12 protein-coding genes and 1 tRNA gene are annotated in these 16,079 nt (G+C 71.0%); 11 read left to right on the top strand and 2 right to left on the bottom strand.

Annotated elements, in window-relative coordinates; translation table 11 throughout:
- Positions 1–11: 11 nt before the first annotated feature.
- The 10 genes from ACFY1L_RS02320 to ACFY1L_RS02275 all read left to right on the top strand — a co-directional run bounded on the left by ACFY1L_RS02320 (position 12) and on the right by ACFY1L_RS02275 (position 12,017).
- Positions 12–596: a helix-turn-helix domain-containing protein gene (locus ACFY1L_RS02320; RefSeq protein ID WP_388816851.1), complete on the top strand. Its 585-nt coding sequence runs from the start codon at positions 12–14 to the stop codon at positions 594–596.
- The gene (locus ACFY1L_RS02315; protein WP_388816848.1) at positions 593–1,126 is read left to right on the top strand and encodes a GNAT family N-acetyltransferase; all 534 of its coding nucleotides are present in this window, start codon (positions 593–595) and stop codon (positions 1,124–1,126) included. Before ACFY1L_RS02320 ends, ACFY1L_RS02315 begins: the two co-directional genes overlap by 4 nt.
- Before the next feature lie 53 nt (positions 1,127–1,179).
- Positions 1,180–1,539 (top strand): MmcQ/YjbR family DNA-binding protein, encoded by a 360-nt coding sequence (locus tag ACFY1L_RS02310; RefSeq protein ID WP_388816845.1) that lies wholly within the window; start codon positions 1,180–1,182, stop codon positions 1,537–1,539.
- Between the two features lie 138 nt (positions 1,540–1,677).
- Positions 1,678–3,141, top strand: coding sequence for an MFS transporter (locus ACFY1L_RS02305; RefSeq protein WP_388816842.1), 1,464 nt, complete (start codon positions 1,678–1,680; stop codon positions 3,139–3,141).
- 480 nt (positions 3,142–3,621) lie between these two features.
- A tRNA-Pro gene (locus ACFY1L_RS02300) sits at positions 3,622–3,695 on the top strand.
- 366 nt (positions 3,696–4,061) lie between these two features.
- Positions 4,062–5,030, top strand: a complete 969-nt coding sequence (locus ACFY1L_RS02295; protein WP_388816839.1) for a cyclase family protein — start codon at positions 4,062–4,064, stop codon at positions 5,028–5,030.
- 130 nt (positions 5,031–5,160) lie between these two features.
- Entirely contained in the window at positions 5,161–8,019 is a 2,859-nt protein-coding gene (locus ACFY1L_RS02290; protein WP_388816837.1) for a SpoIIE family protein phosphatase, read from the top strand.
- 123 nt (positions 8,020–8,142) lie between these two features.
- On the top strand, positions 8,143–9,648 hold the full coding sequence (locus ACFY1L_RS02285) for a sugar ABC transporter ATP-binding protein (protein ID WP_388816834.1): 1,506 nt from the start codon (positions 8,143–8,145) through the stop codon (positions 9,646–9,648).
- Entirely contained in the window at positions 9,645–10,784 is a 1,140-nt protein-coding gene (locus ACFY1L_RS02280) for an ABC transporter permease (RefSeq protein ID WP_388816831.1), read from the top strand. Before ACFY1L_RS02285 ends, ACFY1L_RS02280 begins: the two co-directional genes overlap by 4 nt.
- Before the next feature lie 69 nt (positions 10,785–10,853).
- Positions 10,854–12,017: a substrate-binding domain-containing protein gene (locus ACFY1L_RS02275; RefSeq protein WP_388816828.1), complete on the top strand. Its 1,164-nt coding sequence runs from the start codon at positions 10,854–10,856 to the stop codon at positions 12,015–12,017.
- Between the two features lie 19 nt (positions 12,018–12,036).
- Here the strand turns inward: ACFY1L_RS02275 and ACFY1L_RS02270 are convergent, their stop codons facing one another.
- Positions 12,037–14,556: a SpoIIE family protein phosphatase gene (locus ACFY1L_RS02270; RefSeq protein ID WP_388816825.1), complete on the bottom strand. Its 2,520-nt coding sequence runs from the start codon at positions 14,554–14,556 to the stop codon at positions 12,037–12,039.
- 162 nt (positions 14,557–14,718) lie between these two features.
- Positions 14,719–15,153: an ATP-binding protein gene (locus tag ACFY1L_RS02265; protein ID WP_388816822.1), complete on the bottom strand. Its 435-nt coding sequence runs from the start codon at positions 15,151–15,153 to the stop codon at positions 14,719–14,721.
- A gap of 140 nt (positions 15,154–15,293) precedes the next feature.
- Between ACFY1L_RS02265 and ACFY1L_RS02260 the strand changes: the two genes are divergently transcribed.
- Positions 15,294–16,061: an IclR family transcriptional regulator gene (locus ACFY1L_RS02260; protein ID WP_388816819.1), complete on the top strand. Its 768-nt coding sequence runs from the start codon at positions 15,294–15,296 to the stop codon at positions 16,059–16,061.
- Positions 16,062–16,079 lie beyond the last annotated feature (18 nt).

Below are 16,079 nucleotides of genomic sequence, written 5' to 3'. Positions count from 1 at the left end.
GTATCCCTGATATGAAACATGGCGTTGCTGAGGCCGGCCCGGATCCCGTCGACGCCCGGCTCGGTGCCCGGCTGGCCGAGCTGCGGGCCGAACGGGGCTGGTCGCTGGGCGAGTTGGCGGAGCGGAGCGGGGTCAGCCGGTCGACGCTGTCCCGGGCCGAGCGCGCGGAGATCAGCCCGACCGCCTCGCTCCTGAACCGGCTGTGCGGTGTGTACGGCCGCACCATGTCCCAGCTGCTCAGCGAGGTCGAGGCGGAGCCGGCGCTGCTGGTGCGGGCCGCCGAGCAGCAGGTGTGGGAGGACCGGGCCTCCGGTTTCGTACGGCGATCAGTGTCGCCGCCGCATGCCGGGCTGCGCGGCGAACTCGTCGAGGGGCGTCTGACCGCGGGCGCCGACATCGCGTACGACCGGCCGCCCGTACCCGGCCTGGAACAGCACATCTGGGTTCTGGAAGGAGCACTTGAAGTGACGGCACAGGAGGTGGAGCACCGCCTCGGCACCGGGGACTGCCTGCGGCTGCGGGTGTGGGGGCCTACGCGGTTCCGGTGCGCGGGTCCCGAAGACGTGCGGTATGTGCTGGCGGTGGTGCTGCCGTGATCGTGAGCCGTTTGGACTGCGCTGAACTGCACGCGCGCGTGGACGAGTTGGCCGACCTTCTGGTCGACACGGTCGACGGCGGCGCTTCCATCGGCTTCCTATCGCCGCTCGACCGTGCGGCGGCGCTCTCCTGGTGGAAGGAGCGCGCCGCGGGAGTCGCCGCCGGGCAGCTCGGCGTGTGGGTGGCACAGGACGGGGAGCGGGTGGTCGGCACGGTCAGCCTGGCCTTCCCCGACAAGCCCAACAGCAGCCACCGCGCCGAACTGGTCAAGCTGATGGTCCACCGGGACGCCCGCGGGCAGGGCCTCGGCCGCAGGCTCTTGAGCGTTGCCGAAGAGGCGGCAGCCGCGGCCGGCGTCACCCTCCTGCACCTGGACACCGAGACGGACAGCCTCGCGGAGGGCCTCTACCGCTCGGCCGGCTGGACCCGGACCGGCGTGATCCCCGACTACGCGGCGAACCCGGACGGCGTGCTGCGGCCCACGTCGATCTACTTCAAGAAACTGAAGGCCGACGCTCTCACCAGGTAGTTGTCGGCGGCAGCGGCAGGTGATTGTCAGTGGCAGCGGCTACCGTGCGAAGCATGCCGGATGCCGAAGACGTACGCCGTATCTGCCTTGCCCTGCCGGACACGACGGAGAAGATCGCCTGGAGCATGCCCACGTTCCGGGTCGCGGGGAAGATGTTCGCCACGCTGCCCGAGGACGAGACCTCCATCGCCGTGCGCTGTCCCAAGGAGGAGCGCGACGAACTGGTGCTGGCCGAGCCGGGCAAGTTCTGGATCGCCGCCCACGAAGGGCAGTTCGCCTGGGTGAGGGCCCGCCTCTCCGCGGTCGAGGACGAGGACGAACTGCGCGACATCCTCGCCGACTCCTGGCGCCAGGCGGCCCCGCCCCGACTCCTCGACGCCTACCCGGAGTTGGGGCTTCCGGCCGCGGACTGAAAATCCTTCGGGCGTTGTCAGTGCCGGGTGGCATGATCCGGAGATGAGTGTGCCGGGGCGGAGGGGGCTTCGGCTGTCGACTCGGCGTGGGGGTGCGGGGCTCTTGGGGATCGGGAGCGGGGAGGGGAGCTGGACGGGATGACCGGGACGTCATCACAGCCGTCGGAACAGGGAATTGGCGACGGAGACGAGGCTGGGGCCGGGGCAGGGGTAACGGCGCAACCGGGCGGCTCGCAAGGGGCTGTCGGCGGGCATGACATCGTTGCCCAGGCAGTCGGCAGTGAGCCGGTGGCCGGCAAGGGGCGCCAGGCGGGCGTGCGGCCGGTGTGGTCGCGGGACTTCGCATTGTTCTTCGTCGCCCGGGCCGTGGCCCGGCTCGGCGACACCATGCTGCCCGTCGCCCTCGCCGCGGGCCTGCTTCAGCACGGGTACGGGGCGGGCGCTGTCGGCCTGGCGATGGCCGCGACGTCCGTCGCCTTCGCCGGGCTGGTCGTCTTCGGCGGGGTGATCGCCGACCGCTTCAGCACGCGGAAGCTGATGATCGGCGCCGACCTCGTACGCCTCGGTACTCAGTCCCTCGCCGCCGTGCTGTTCTACTCCGGACACGTCGTGCTCTGGGAAGTCTGCGCCATCGGTTTCGTCAACGGCGTTGCGGGCGCCGTGTTCCAGCCCGGCGTCGCCAGTACGGTGCCCCGGCTCGCCTCCGACATCCAGGGTGCGAACGGCGCCATACGCATCGCCGAGTCCGCCGCCCAGCTCGCCGGCCCCGCCCTCGCCGGCGTCCTGGTCGGCTTCGCCTCGCCCGGCGGCGTCTTCGCGGCCCACGCGGCCACGTACGCGGTGAGCGCGCTGTGCCTCCTGCTGCTCCGGCTGCCTCCGCTCACTCCCGGAAGCCGTCCCACGGGACACGGCGGCGGGAGCGCCTTCCGGGCCGATCTGGTCGAAGGGTGGCGGGAGTTCAGAGCGCGCACCTGGCTGTGGGGCGTGATCGCCGTCTGGTGCGTGTACATGATCGCCATCTGGGGTCCGTCCGTTCCGCTGGTGGCGACGGAGGTGGTGCAGCAGCACGGCCCGCGCGCCTACGGCCTGGTCAACTCCGCCCTCGGCGCCGGCACCGTCGTCGGCGGCCTCCTCGCCCTGCGGCTGCGCCCTCGCCGTATGCTGCGGGCCGGCGCGATCTCCCTGTTCGCCTTTGCGGGCTTCCCGGCGACCGTCGGGGCGGGGCTCGGCGTACCGGCCATGGCGGCCGGGGCGGCCGCCGCGGGGGCAGGGATGTCGTTCTGGGGCGTGATGTGGGCCACCAGCGTCCAGACCCAGGTCCCGCCCGACGTCCTCAACCGCATTCACGCGTACGACGTGGCCGGCTCCCTCGCGATGATGCCCGTCGGCCAGGCCCTCGCCGGCCCCGCCGCCTCGGCCATCGGCGCCGACCAGGTCCTCCTCGTCGCCGCAGCGATGAGCCTCGCCATCCCGGTCGCTCTGCTCTCGGTACCGGCGATACGAGGCCTGATACGGGCCGATGCACCGATGACGGGGTCGGGCTCGGAGTCGGGCGCGGGGGTGGTGCGCCGACGGGAGTGCTCTGACAAGGGCGGCGGGTGACCGGGCGGGCAAGGCCGGACGTCTTGGGCTGTGGGAGCGGATGTGTCGCCCTCGCGGTGGACATTCCCCAGCGCTTCTCCCCTCGCCTCACACGCCCGCCGTCACCCGCCGTCCCCCGGCGACAAAGCCACTGATCCGCTCCCGCGACGACAGGGCGTCGAGCCGTGCGCGGCGGCCGTCGACGTGCCGGCAAGGTACGGCTCGACGAGGACGCCGGAGTGCCCCTCGCGGACGGTCCGGAAGTCCTCACCGTCGACCGGGAGTCCGGCTCCAGCCGTCCAGGGTGTCGAGGAGGGCCATGTCGCCGGGCGCCGTGGGTTTACCCGCCGGCGGGCCAGTCGAAGGAGGTGGCGCCCACGTCCTGATGCCCGAGGTCCAGATCGACCTGCGCGCGAATAAAGCGGTGCGTGACCACCGACCCGAGTGCGGTATGGTTTCCATGCACGTTCGGCCGGGGGAAACCCCAGGTCAGACAGGCACCGGGACGTGGCGCAGCTTGGTAGCGCACTTGACTGGGGGTCAAGGGGTCGCAGGTTCAAATCCTGTCGTCCCGACGGTGCGAAGGGTCTTCGCAGGCGAGAGCCTGTGGGGGCCCTTCTTCGCGTAGGTCTGATCCCGGCTTCGGCGTTGAGCGTGCCGCTCATCGGCCCTTTGGGGTTGCAGCGGTTCTTTGTGCAGGCGAAGGTGTGCCGCACCGGTGCGTGCGCGTCCGTATCGCCGCCGGGTCGGGGTCGGGCCATGGCCCGACCCGCCCGCACCATGGAGCGGTGCCCTCCGCGCCGACGGGGGTACACATAGACGCAGCACGTCCCCGAAACTCCTCGCTACGCCGCCAACCTCTGGCCGCACACGATCAAAGTGCAAAGCTGGATTTCTCGTCGCGAGGATGACGCTCTTCGGCCTGGGAACGGTGAGTACGGATGAGCTCGAGTTCCGGCGGTGCCCCGAATCCCAGGCCGACCCGTACCCACAACGGCCCTGCCGTCTCCCGTCGGGAGTTCGACGCACTCTTCGAGGCGGTTCGCACGTGGGGTCGATGGGCCCCGGCCGACCGCGGTGCCTGGAACAGGGTGACCGCGGACCGCGTGCGGCGGGCCACGGACAGAGTGCGGTCCGGGAGGGTCGTCCAGATGGCGGTGCCCTGGAACACCCGGGCCGGCCCGGACAACCGCAAGCCCGCCCTGCACCACATGACCGATCTCGGCGACGTGGAGAGTCCGGAACCCTCCACTCTCAAGGACTTCATCGGCGCCGACTATCACGGCAAGGGCGTCACCCACCTCGACGCGCTGTGTCACATCGCCTACCGGGGGCAGCTCTACGGTGGCCGGACGGCACACGAGCTCGTCGATGCCGCAGGCGCCCGCTTCGGCGCGGTGTCGGCGCTCGGGCCCCTCGTCACGACGGGTGTGCTCCTCGACTTCCCCGCCGTCTTCGGGATCCGCTGGCTGGAGCCGGGACAAGCGGTGCACGCAAACGACATCATCGCTGCGGAGAAGGCGCTCGATGTGACGATCGGCGAGGGCGACGCGGTGCTGATGCGCTCCGGGCATGTCCGTCGCCGCGGGGAACTCGGTTCCTGGGACCCCGACACGGCGAGCGCCGGCTTCCACGTGGACGCCGTACCGCTGCTGGCCGAGCGTGGCATCGCGCTGCTCGGCGGGGACGGCGACAGCGATGTACGTCCCTCGCCCGTGGACGGCGTGCATTCGCCGGTCCACGCGCTGGCGGTGGCCGCGATGGGGGTGCCGCTGCTGGACAACCTCGACCTTGAAGAGCTCTCCGCAGCGACCGCCGAGGCGGGGCGGTATGAGTTCCTGCTCGTCGTGGCACCGCTGAACGTCCCGGGCGGGACGGGCTCGCCCGTAAACCCCGTCGCCATCCTGTGACAACCGACGAGTCCGGTTACCGTGCGTGAGAGTTCTTGCGCATCGTGACTCATATCCCTGATGCCCGTATTCTCGTCAATATCAGATAATTCCGAAATGTGGACTATCTAAGGTGTGAGCGAGGCTGAGCGTGGTTCGGTCCGGCGGCGAACCCATACCCACGGGGCGTGAGACAGAGGGCACGGGACCCGCCCGTTTTCGTGAGCGGTTCATGCAGGGAGAGCCGGTCGACGCGGGTGTGCGCACGTCGATCCTGAATTCCTGGCAGCGGTGCCGGTCCATGGGGCTGTCGCCGGACCAGTCCGACCTTCCCTTCCGGGAGGATTTCGATCCGGACGCCCGGCTCGTCCACGCGGCCGTGCCGGTGCTCGAACGGCTGCAGCTCCGGTTCGCCGGCAGCGCGATGAACATCTCCGTTGCCGATGCGAGCGGGACGGTTCTCCTGCGGCGTTTCGGAGAGACGTCGCTGGCCCGAAGCCTCCCGGCGATTCAGAGCGTCCCAGGGTTCGTGTTCGCCGAGCAGGTCGCCGGTACCAACGGCATCGGTCTCGCCCTGGCGGAGCGGCAACTCATCCGGGTCTACGGTGCCGAGCACTTCGCCGAGCGCTCCCAGGGCAGCGCCTGCCGCGCGCTTCCCGTCCGCGACCCGCTCAGCGGCCGCATCGAGGGCGTCCTGTGCTTCGGCTATCCGCGCAGCGCCGAGGATCCGGAGCTGGACATCGTGATACGCAGGGCGGCCGAGGCCATCGAGCGGCGGCTGCTGGGGCAGAGTTCCGCGCGTGAGCACGCTCTGCTGCGGGCGTACCAGGACACCGCAGCCGAAGCCGCCGTTGGCCTTTACCGCAGGATCGGCGTGGACGAACTGGCCCTCGAACTGCACCCCCGTGACCGGGCGATCATCATGGAGCAGGCCGCCGAACTGATCTCCCGCGCGCAGCGAGCCGCGGTCGAGGTGTCCCTGCCCGACGGCCGGCAAGTCACGCTCGTGAGCCGGCCGATGACCAGCGCCTCCGGAGTGGAGGGCATCGCCATCGAGGCCGTCCTCCCCGCCTCCTCGCAGCGCGCGCCATTCACCGTGCCGGACCGGGTCGACGTGCCGCTGGGCCTCCCCGCCGAGCTTGGCGTCGCCCTCGCCCCCCTGACGTCCACCGTTCCCGGCGTCGCGGCGCCCGGGCATCTCTCCGTCACGGTACCCGGCCAGGTCGCCGCGGGCGGCGAGGGCGTCACGACCGCCGACGTCGACGGCGCGAGGGACGGTCACCTCGACTCCCCGCTTCCCGCGAGAGGGCTCGTGATGGTGGGGGAGCCGCACGTGGGGATGTACGCCTTGGCCGCGCGACGCCGCCTGGAGCTGTTGTCCGAGGCCAGCACCCGTATAGGCACCACCCTGGACGTGCGCCGCACCGCCGAGGAACTCGCCGAGACAGCGGTGCCGCGGTTGGCCGACTTCGTCACCATCGACCTGCCCGAGCCCGTACTGCGCGGCGAGGAGTCCGCCGATCCCCGCAGTGACCTGCGCCGTACGGTGGTCCACGGCATTCGCGACGAACGTTCCTTCCACCCCGTCGGCAAGCAGATCGACTACGGCCCGACCACGCCTCAGCTGCGGTGTCTGACCAGCGGCGAGGCAGTGCTGGAGCCGGACCTGAGGGCCGCCGCGGGCTGGCTCGCGCAGGCTCCCGAGCACACCGAACAGCTGCTGAGCCACGTCCACTCCCTCATCGCGGTGCCCCTGGTCGCCCGCGGTGTCGTCCTGGGCGTCGCCGCTTTCTATCGCTCGCAGGACCCCGCGCCCTTCGGAGACGACGACCGCTCGCTGGCCCAGGAACTCGCCACCCGCGCCGCGCTGTCCATCGACAACGCCCGGCGCTACACGCGCGAACGCACCATGGTCCTGGCCCTGCAGCGCAGCCTGCTCCCGCACGGTCTGCCCGACGAGGACGCCGTCGAGGTCGCCCATCGCTACCTGCCCGCCGAGTCCGACGTCGGCGGGGACTGGTACGACGTCATCCCGCTGTCCGGCACCCGCGTCGGCCTCTTCGTCGGTGACGTCGTCGGCCACGGCATGCTCTCCGCCGCCACGATGGGCCAACTGCGTACCGCCGCACGCAGCTTCGCCGAACTCGACTTTCCCCCGGACGAAGTGCTCACCCACCTCGACAACCTCGTGGGACGCCTGGACCGGGAGGACCCCGCTTCCGACGGCGTCGGCACCATCGGCGCGACGTGTCTGTACGCCATCTACGACCCGACCTCTCAACAGTGCACCATGGCCCGCGCCGGCCACCCCCCACCCGCGCTGGTGCACCCCGACGGCAACGTGTCGTTCCCCGACCTGCCCGCCGGACCCCCTCTCGGCCTCGGGGGCCTGCCCTTCGAAACCGCCGAGATCCACCTCCCGGAAGACAGCCAGCTGGTCCTCTACACCGACGGACTCATCGAGGACCGGCACCGCGACGTCGACGTCGTCCTCGACCAGCTGCGCGGGGCCCTGGCCCACCATCCGGAGCGCTCGCCCGAGGACACCTGTCAGGCGATCCTGGACATCGTGGCGCCCGCCCATCCGTATGACGACGTCGCTCTGCTCGTCGCCCGCACCCACGCCCTCGATCCGGATCGGATCGCCACCTGGGACCTGTCCGCCGACCCAGCACTCGTCAGCGAGGTCCGCGCCTCCGCCACCCGACAGATGGCCCACTGGGGGCTCGACGAAGCCGCGTTCGCCGGGGAACTGATGCTCAGCGAGCTGGTCACCAACGCCATCCGTCACGGTGCCGGGCCCATCAGAGTACGGCTGCTCCACGGCCGCACCCTGATCTGCGAGGTCTCCGACAGCAGCAACACCGCCCCGCACCTGCGCCGGGCGGCCACCACCGACGAGGGCGGCCGCGGCCTCTTCCTCGTCGCGCAGCTGTCACAGAGCTGGGGTACCCGCTACACCCCGGAGGGCAAGGTCATCTGGGCCGAATGCGGGCTCGACGGCGCGTGAGACCCGAGCGCGGCGCTGAGCCGTTGGGGGCACGAGAGACGGCAGATGTCTGATATCTGGCTATGTGTCCGGCTAGCATCGCTCATGACAGTCGGGAACAACTCGCCAGGCCGATCACCGGAGATGTCCGTGGAACCTCTGGTCCGCGTCCGCGGGCTCGCCAAGCGGTTCGGCGGGACCCTCGCGCTGGCCGGGGTCGACCTGGACGTCCACGCCGGCAGCGTCCTCGCCCTTCTCGGTCCCAACGGAGCCGGAAAGTCGACGCTCATCAAGGTGCTCGCCGGGGTCCACCACGCCGACGCGGGGCGGATCACGGTGGACGGGCACCCGCTCGGGAGTCATGCCGCTTCCCGCAGCATGTCCTTCATCCACCAGGATCTCGGTCTGGTGGAGTGGATGTCGGTCGCCGAGAACATCGCCCTGAGCGCCGGGTATCCGCGGCGCGCCGGCCTGATCTCCTGGCGGCGAAACCGAGAGCACTGCGCCGAGGCCCTGCGCATCGTCGCCGGACACCTCGATCCCGACGCACCGATCGCCCGGCTCGCCCCGGCCGAGCGTTCACTGGTCGCCATCGCACGAGCCCTGGCGACTCGGGCGAAGCTCATCGTCCTCGACGAGCCGACCGCCCGCCTCCCCGCCGCGGACTGCGCCCGGCTGTTTCGTGTCCTGCACGCACTGCGCGACCGGGGGCACGGCATCCTCTATGTGAGCCACCGTCTGGACGAGGTGTACGAGGTCGCCGACACCTTCGCCGTCCTGCGCGACGGCAGTCTCGTCAGCCACGGCGCACTGGCGGGCCGGAGCCCTGCCCGTCTGGTGCACGACATCGTCGGCGAAGAGCTGACCGACCGCCACCCCGCCACGGCCCCGGTCCCCGGCCCGGCCGTCCTGACCCTCGACGGCGTACGGACCGCCGGCGCGGGACCGGTCAGCCTGGAGCTCAGGGCCGGGGAAGCCCTGGGACTGGTCGGCCTCTCGGGCGCCGGACACAGGGACCTGGGCCGAGCCCTCGCGGGTTCCCGGCCCCTCCTCGACGGACGTGCCCTTCTCGGCGGCTGCCCGTACAGTCCCCGTACGGTCGCCCAGGCCGTCGGACTCGGTGTCGCCTTCGTGCCCGGTGACAGACAGCAGGAGGGCTGCCTCGCCGAGCTGACCGTACGGGAGAACTTCCTGGCCAACCCCCGGGCGGGAGGCCTGCCGGCGCTGCGCTGGATCAGCCCCCGCCGCGAACGTGCCGAGGTCGCCACCCTGATCGAACGGTTCACGGTGCACCCCCGCGACAGCGAGGCCCCCATCGCCACACTGTCCGGCGGAAACCAGCAGAAGGTCATGATCGGCCGGTGGCTCCGGGTGGGCCTGCGTCTGCTCATCCTCGAGGAGCCGACCGCGAGCGTGGATGTCGGCGCCAAGTCCGCGGTCCACCGCCTGCTCGACGAAGCACTGGCCGGCGGTCTTGCGGTCCTGCTCATCTCCACCGACTTCCAGGAGGTCGTGGACGTGTGCCGGCGCGCGCTGGTTTTCGCCCGCGGGTCCGTGACGGCCGAGCTGAGCGGTCCGGCCCTCACCGTCTTCGGGCTCACCCGTGCGGCTTCGGCCATGCCCCCCTCCGGAACCGCGTCGAGCCCGTGACCCACTCGCCCCGGCCGCGACCGCATCGACAGGGCCGACTGAACCGTCTCGGCCGACGAGGCAGGCCCGGTCTCCCGGCCCGACTGCCCGGCCCGGGTGGGCACCTCATCGGTGCTTACGGCCTTCTGGCACTCACGGCCCTGCTCTTCCTGATCTTCTCCCTCACCCTGCCGCGTACCTTTCCCACCCGGGACACCGTCGACTCGATACTTTCCAACCAGTCGATCCCGGCCGTTCTCGCGCTCGCCGCCATGGTCCCCATCGTGACCGGCGCGTTCGACCTCTCCATCGGCTACGGCCTCGGCCTGGCGCACGTGATGGTGATGCAGCTCGTCGTCAACGTCGGGTGGCCCTGGCCGCTCGCCTGCCTCGCGGTGATCGGCGGAGGGGCGGTCGTCGGCGTCCTCAACGGCGTCATCGTCGAGTTCGGCCGGATCGATTCCTTCATCGCCACTCTCGGGACCGGCAGCATCATGTACGCCGTGACCGGCTGGATCACCGGCGGTGGCCGGATCGTCCCCGGCCCGCAAGGCCTCCCGGTCGCCTTCACCGACATCTACGACTCGAGGTTCCTCGGCCTTCCGGTCCCTGCCTATTACGTGCTCGCCCTCGCCGTCGTCCTCTGGTTGGTGCTGGAGCGGCTGCCGCTCGGCCGGTATCTGTACGTCGTCGGCTCGAACCCGCGCGCGGCCGATCTCGTCGGCATCCCGACCCGCAGGTACAGCGTCTACGCGTTCGCTGCGTCGGGGCTGATCGTCGGCTTCGCCGGTGTGCTGCTCGCCGCCCAGCAGCAGATCGGTAATCCGAGCGTCGGACTGGACTACCTGCTGCCCGCATTCGTCGGCGCCCTTCTCGGCTCCACCGCGATCAAACCAGGCCGCCCCAACGCGATGGGCACCCTCGTCGCCGTCGCTGTCCTCGCCGTGGGCCTCACCGGCATCGGCCAGATGGGCGCCGACTTCTGGACGGTCCCTCTGTTCTACGGCGGCACCCTGCTCATCGCCGTCGGCCTGGCCGGCTACTCCGCGCGCCGCCTGCGCACCGGCACCGTCGCGGCCCGCGATTCACCTGCCGTACCGCCGCAGCCGCCGTCCGCCCCGACGCAGGACGGTGGCGCAGCGGGCGCCCCTCCATGAACGACGCCATGGACACCACCTGAGTGCCTCCGGCCACATCCTCCCGCTCATCCCCGCGAGGAGCTCCCCGTGAACTGCAACCGCAAAGCCACCCCCGGCGCGCTCAAGGCTCGGTCCGTCGCCGCTGGCCTGCTGGCTGCGGCAACCGTCCTTGCGGGCTGCGAACGCGGCTCGTCGAGCGCCCCGGAGGGCTCCACCACGGGACCGAGCGGCTGCCCCGCGGTCCAGGCACGGGCCCAGGCCGCCGTCGGACAGGCGGAGAAGACGGACGTTCCCTGGAACGGACCGACCAGCGGCCCGTCGGCAGTGTCCGGCAAGACCATCGTCTACGTCGCCCAGACCATGACCAATCCCGGCGTCGCGGGCGCTGCGAAAGGGGTGAGCGCAGCTGCACGGGTCATCGGCTGGAACGTCCGGGTGATCGACGGTGGCGGTACCCCCGCCGGCATCCAGGCGGCGATGAGCGAGGCCGTAGCCCTCAAGCCCTCGGGCATCGTCATCGGTGGCTTCGACCCGGGCTCGACCTCACAGCAGGTCTCGCGGGCCGAGGCGGCACGGATCCCGCTCGTCGGCTGGCACGCGGTCGCTGCCCCCGGCCCCAGTCGGCAGCCCAGACTCTTCACCAACGTCACCACCGACGTCGAGGACGTGGCCGGAATCAGCGCGCAATGGGTCATCTCGAACTCGGGTGGCCACGCCGGGGTCGTGCTCTTCACCGACGCCTCGATCCCCTTCGCCAAGAACAAGTCCGAACTGATCAGGAAGGAGCTCCTCACCTGCTCGGGCGTGAAGCTGCTGGCGTACGAGAACATCCCTATCCCGGACGCGAGCAGCCGCACCCCGCGGGAGGTCTCCTCGCTCCTCTCCCGCTTCCAGAGCAGGTGGACCCATTCCGTCGCCATCAACGACCTCTACTTCGCCGATGCCGCCCCGGCCTTCCGCGCGGCCGGTAAGAAGGGCTCCGGCCCGCCCTTCAACATCGGCGCCGGAGACGGCGACCCCTCCGCCTTCCAGCGCATCAACAGCGAGCAGTACGAGGCGGCCACCGTGCCCGAGCCGCTGTCCCTGCAGGGCTGGCAGATCGTCGACGAGTTCAACCGAGCCTTCTCCGGCCGTCCCGCCAGCGGATATGTAGCCCCTGTCCACATCACCACGGCCGACAACAGCGACGGTGCCACGAGCTGGGACCCGTCGGGCTACCGGGAGGCGTACCGGAAGATCTGGGGCACCTAACAGCGGCGTCGGGGACTGGTCAAGGGGCGTACTCGGTGAGCAGGAGTGCGATGTCGTCCATCCTTTCGTGGGACCGGCAGGCATCCTGCAGCAGCCCGTCGGCCAGATCCTCCAGGCGGTCCCCGCCCATGCGGGCCAGCGAGGTCCGGAGCCTGCGGATGCCGGAACCGATGTCCGAGCCGCGCCTCTCGATGAGCCCGTCGGTGTACAGGGCGAGGATCGAGCCGGGCGCGAGGCGCAGCTCCGACTCCGGATAGTCGGGCATGGCCTCGACGCCGATCAGAGGGCCGCCCGGCACGTCCAGGATTTCGGTGCGTCCGTCGGGCAGACGCAGCAGGGGCGGGCAGTGGCCCGCGCGGACGATGCGCACGACCCCCGAGCGAGGGTGGAGGAGGGCGTAGCAGCAGCTGGCGAGCAGTGCGGGGTCGAGGTCCATATGGAGCCGGTTGGTACTGGCGAGGACGTCGCCCGGCCGATGGCCGGCGGTGACGAAGGCCCGCATCGCGCTGCGTAGCTGTCCCATGGCGGCCGCGGCGGCCACGTTGTGTCCCTCGACGTCCCCGACGATCAACGCGACCTCGTCACCGACGGGGATGACGTCGTACCAATCGCCCCCGATGTCCATCCCGCTGGTGCCCGGAACATAGCGCCCGGTGACGCGGAGGCCCGGCAGCGTGGGCAGCCGGTGGGGCAGCAGCGCGTTCTGCAGGCCGCGGGCGAGGGCGTATTCGGCGTCGTAGAGCTTGGCGCGTTCGAGAGCCTGGGCGATCAGGCCGCCCAGCGCGGTGAGGAGGCCGCGCTCCTCGTCGGGGAACCGGTGGACGTCGTCGAAGGCGAGCATGCAGGCGCCGACCGGGCGGTTGGAGGCGATCAACGGCAGGAACGCCCAGGAGTTCGAGTGGCCGACCAGGATCCCGGGGTAGGTCTCGAGGAGCTCCTCACGGGTCTCGACGAACAGCGGGGCCCCGGAGGTCAGCGCGTCCGTCACCGGCAGCCGGGCGTGCAGCGGGGTCCCTTCGTAGCCGGCGAGGAAGCGCTTCGAGTAGCCGCGCTGCGCGAGCAGGTGCAGGCGCCGCTCCTCCACGACGGTGATCGCCAGCTTCTGGCCGCCGAAAGCGGGCAGCAGCTGGTCGGCGACGGCGTCGAACACCTCGTGCGCGGTGACCGCCTCGGTGAGGGCGCTGCCCAGCTGGAGCACGCGGTAGAGGGATCCCAGGCGGGGGGCCGTGGGCGGAGGCGAAAAGGAGACGGGAGGACCCTCCTCCGCGACGAAGGTCCCGGGTCCGGCCCCGTCGGGCAGTGGCTGCCTCACGGGTGCCGCCCATCCCGTCATGCCCTGCCCGCCGGGGTGCAGGGAGAAGACGAGCCACTCGTCGGGTGGGCGGCGGACCAGGAAGGAGACCGGTTGCTGGGAGACCACGGCGGCCCGGTAGCGGTCCTCGTACACGGGATCGGCCAGCCAGGGCAGCACGTCCCAGGGGCGTTGGCCGAGCAGTTCGTCCAGGCGGACCCGGAGCAGACTCTCGAGGCTGTGGTTCGCGTAGGTGACACGCCCGTCCGGGGAGAGCGCGAAGAAGCCGTCCGTGAGCTGCTCGAGCGCCGCCACAGCAGCCATGCCGCTTCCGGAATCGAGCACGGCGCCGACCAGATGGGACGCCGTCCGCGGGTCGTGCGGGATCTCGGGCACCCGACCCCACAGCTCGACGGTGCGAAGCCTCCCGCCGCCATCCCGGAGGCTCACGCAGTGCGCGAGCACATGTCCCTCCTCGACCGCGGCACGTGCGGCTGACCGGAAGCCGGGCAGGTCCGCCGGTTCGATTCTGGCCGCCAGGGTGGCCGCCCGTCCGTCGAACTCGCGGGGCGGAATCCCGAAGATCACGCACAGTTCGTCGTCCGCCGTGAAGGACCCGGTGTCGAGGTTCCAGTCGAACAGGCCCACCCTTATCACCGGAGCGGACGGCAGTGGGACCACCAACGGAGCCGTCCGTTCGTCCCACTCGCCGAGCAGTCGGCGTGCGCTCAGACCGGCGAGTGCGGTGCCCAGACGATCGGCCGCGGAGCGCAGCTGCCGACGCTGCGCCCTCGACAGCCCTGTCCGGTCGGGCCCGGGCGTCCACAACACGGCCATCGTTCCGAAAGTCCGCCTGCCCGCTCTTACGGGCACTGAGGCAGAGCCGAACGGGTAGGGCACGGCGACCGAGAGCTGGGGGAAGCGCCGCATCGTCTCCTCCGCGTCGGTCAGGTGGACCATGCGCCCCGAGCGGTACGCCTCCGCCACCGGAACGCGGCTGTTCACCGGGATCCGACGCCACCCGCCCAGCAGGGAGGGCGGTGTCCCGCACGCCGCGGCCAGGAGGAGCGAGTGATGGTCGCCGGAGAGCAGGAACACACTTCCGGCATGCGCTCCGGTCACCTCCACGGCACCGACGATGGCGCTGACCAGCGCGTCGTCACGCTCGGGCGATTCGCCGACACGCGCGGCGCCGAACGGGTACGAGCTCGATGCCACACCGTCGGCCGACACGTTGCCCTCGATCATTATTGGGTAATTTGTTCCATTTTAGGTCGGCTTACGGCTTCCTGGGGGCGGGTGCCGGGCCGGAACTGGGGTGAGCGGGCGGTTACGGAGCGCAATGTCGGGTGTCATGGAGTGCTGCGCGCTCCTGTCGTCCCGACGGTGCGACCACGAAGGTGGCCGGCCTCAGCTCCGGCCGAGCTGCAGCTCCGCCCACCGGCTGGTCCCGCCGGAGTGCACGTGTACGCCGCACCGTGCCGCCAGCGCGGTGACGATGCCGAGGCCACGGCCGTGCTCGTCCGGGTCGAGAGCCGTAGCCGACAGCCCCGCCGGGGCCAGGGGCCCCATGTCGGTCACTTCGACGCGTACGGCTCTGCACCGGTCCGCCTGGCTTCGCGAGAGCCTCAGCGTCGCCGGGGGCAGGGCGTGGACGAGCGCGTTCGTCAGCAGCTCCGAGGCCACCAGCAGTACGTCTTCGGTGATCTCCGCGGCCAGGTTCCAGTCGGTGAGGACCGTACGTATGCGTCGGCGTACGGCCGAGACGGCTCCCGGGGTGTGCGGCAGGGCGAAGACGTGCTCGACTTCCTCGCGAGGCGCGGCGTCGAGCTGCGCTGGTGTCATGTGTCCTCCTCGGGGAAGCGTTGCGGCCTGGGGCGGGTGTCATGGCACGCTATGGAAGGACATGCGGCCGGTCAACGAACCTCGGTCGGCATTACCGAACGACAGTCCCAAACCGGAAAAACTCGGACTACCATCGCTTCATGGCCGGCCCAGTCCAGTCCATAGAGCGGGCGGCGGCGATCCTGCGTCTGCTCGCCGGCGGCTCCCGTCGGCTGGGGCTGGGAGAGGTGGCGTCGTCGCTGGGGCTGGCCAAGGGCACCGCCCATGGGATTCTGCGCACCCTGCAACACGTGGACTTCGTGGAGCAGGATCCGGCGACCGGAAAGTACCAGCTCGGGGCGGCTCTGCTGCACCTCGGCACCAGTTATCTCGACGTCAACGAACTGCGTTCGCGCTCCATCAACTGGGCCGACGCCCTGGCCGCCCGCAGCGGGGAGGCCGTCCGCCTGGGCACGCCCCTGGAGGGCAAGGTGCTCGTCATCCACCATGTCTTCCGGCCGGACGACACCCTCCAGACCCTGGACGTCGGCGCGCTGCTGCCGTTGCACGCCTCCTCGCTCGGCAAGGTCCTGCTGGCCTTCGGGGCCACGCCCATCGGTCCCCTGCTGGAGGCCGAACCGGAGGCGTACACCCGGCACACCATGGTCCACCGGGAGGAGTTCAACCGGGCGCTCGGCGAGATACGGGAGCTCGGCTGGGGTGCCGAGGTGCAGGAAATGAGCATGGGCGAAGCCGGTATCGCCGCGCCGATCCGGGGACAGGGCGGACTCGTGGTGGGCGCGATCGGGGTGTCCGGCGCCGTCGAGCGGATCTGCGACACCAAAGGCCGGCCCCAACCGGCCCTGATCACCGTGCTGCGGGAGGCGGCACGTGCGATCTCCAGAGACCTGGGTGCGGCCCGCTGGTGAGGCCCCCAGCATCTCCGC

The sequence above is a fragment of the Streptomyces sp. NPDC001663 genome (assembly GCF_042893105.1).
Taxonomy (GTDB): domain Bacteria; phylum Actinomycetota; class Actinomycetes; order Streptomycetales; family Streptomycetaceae; genus Streptomyces.
Note: the sequence above shows the minus strand (reverse complement) of the source record. Positions and strands in the feature narration are given on the sequence as shown.